Origin of the sequence: uncultured Winogradskyella sp., from assembly GCF_947501905.1 — a bacterium.
Classification (GTDB): domain Bacteria; phylum Bacteroidota; class Bacteroidia; order Flavobacteriales; family Flavobacteriaceae; genus Winogradskyella.
Map to the genome: position 1 here is coordinate 1 of NZ_CANMXL010000012.1, position 2422 is coordinate 2422.

Here is a 2422-nt window from a genome sequence, read left to right on the forward strand (position 1 = left end):
CTGGTGGAACTAGCCCTTATGATATTTCTGGTGACTTTACGGCAACTGACGTAACAACTGACCAAACTCATTCTGGTTTGGCTGCTGGTACTTATAACTATACTATTACTGACGCTAACGGATGTACTGAAACTACTAGCGCTACTATTACTCAACCTGATGCTGAGCTTACTGTACAAGCTACTGGTACAAACTTACTATGTAATGGAGATAATTCAGGATCTATTGATTTAACTGTTAATGGCGGAACATTACCATATACTTATGCTTGGTCTAATGGCGCTAACACAGAAGATCTTTCTGGTTTAGCTGCTGATAGCTATAATGTTATTGTTACTGATGGAAATGGGTGTACTGCAACATTATCTACCCCAGTACAAATTACACAGCCTGAGGTAATAAGCATAGAGTTAACAAAAACCAATGCGAATGCAACTTTAGGGTGTGCTAATGGTACAGCTACTGCGACTCCTTCAGGAGGTACTGGAGCTTATACATATTTATGGAGTGACGGTCAAACAACACAAACAGCTACTAACCTTTCAGGAGATATAACTGGAGGTACTCAATATTCAGTTACAGTTACTGATGCTAATGGCTGTACTGCGGTACAAAGTGTAGTAATCAATTGTGTAAGTGATTGTGATGCTGTAATAGCTGTTGGTGATATAGACAACATATTATGTAAAGGAGATAGTACAGGTAATGCAACTATTAGCGCAAGTTCTATAGCAAATCCAAATGCTACATTTACTTTTATTTGGAGTCCTGCAATACCAGCAGCCAATCAAAATGATACAGATACAACAAGCTCTATTACTGGCTTAGCTGCTGGTGTATATACAGTTAGTGTTACCATTGATGGTACTGTATGTTCTCCAGTTGAAGAAAGTATTACAATTACTGAGCCATCTACGGCTATTAGTGTTACAGCTACATCTACAGATGAGACTGGACCTACAACTAATGATGGAACTGTAACTGCAAATCCATCTGGTGGAACACCAGGTTATACATACTTATGGTCTCCTGGTGGAGCAACAACTCAAACTGTAACAGGTTTAAGTGACGGTAACTATACAGTTATTGTAACTGACCTAAATGGTTGTACTGCTACTACTACTGTTACCGTAAATGACGGTGACTGTAGAAACCTTTCTGCTGTAGCTTCTTCTACCCCCGTATCATGTAATGGAGGAAATGATGGAACAGCAACTGTTAATGTAACTGGTGGTTTAGGTAATTTTACTTATTTATGGAGTAATGGAGAAACTACACAATTTATATCAGGTTTAGCAGCAGGCACTTATACTGTTACTGTAAGTGATATAGATACTGGTTGTGATTCTGTGAGCTCTACTACTGTAAATGAGCCAACTGCTCTAAGTACAGGAATAGCTGTAACAGATGTAGCTTGTCATGGAGAAAACACAGGTTCTTTAGACTTAACAGTCAATGGCGGAACTACAGATTATACTTTCTTATGGTCAAATGGAGCAACTACTGAAGACATTACAAATCTTTCTGCAGGAACTTATTCTGTAACAATTACTGATGCTAATGGATGTACCATTACTGACAGTGCTACTGTTGAACAACCTCTAGCTGCTCTAACTGCTAGTATTACTTCTCAGACTGATATTGTTTGTTCTGCAACCGGAAGCGTAACAGTTGAAGCTCAAGACGGAACTGCGCCATACACATATAATATTGATGGTGGTACCAACCAAAATAATGGAACGTTTAATGATTTATTAGCAGGTGTTTATACTGTAAATGTTATTGATGCCAACTTATGTACAACTACCGTTGAAGTTACAATACTTGCAAATTGTATTACTGCTATCAATGATATCAATGATACATTTGTTAACACACCTGTTTCTGGTGATGTAAGCACTAATGACCTTAACCCTGATGGACCTGCTGGTACGGAAACGTTTACGGCAACAACACAGCCTACTAACGGTACGCTAGTGTTCAATCCTGATGGCACATATACCTATACACCAAACACTGATTTCGTAGGTGAAGATTCATTTACTTATGAAGTGTGTGATGCTGGTAATCCTATCGCTTGTGATACCGCTACGGTAACTATAGAAGTGGCACCTGTACCTACTTCTGGTAATGAACCGCCGGTAGCAAACGATGATACTAATACTACTGAAGTCGATACGCCTGTATCGGGTACTGTACTATCTAATGACTTTGATCCGGATGGTGACCCTATTACGGTAACAGATAACACAGACCCTAGTAATGGTACTGTGGTTGTAAATCCTGATGGAACTTACACTTACACGCCTAACCCAGGTTTTGAAGGTGAAGATACTTTTACATACACGATATGTGATGATAATACTCCTACGCCTGCTTGTGATACCGCTACAGTAACTATTCAAGTCGTGCCTGATAATGG

General features: G+C 39.3%; 1 protein-coding gene. It reads left to right on the forward strand.

The annotated features are described in order from the left end of the window. Window positions 1–2422: Ig-like domain-containing protein (locus tag Q0770_RS14635; RefSeq protein ID WP_299118178.1), on the forward strand; the 2422-nt coding region annotated here is incomplete at both ends.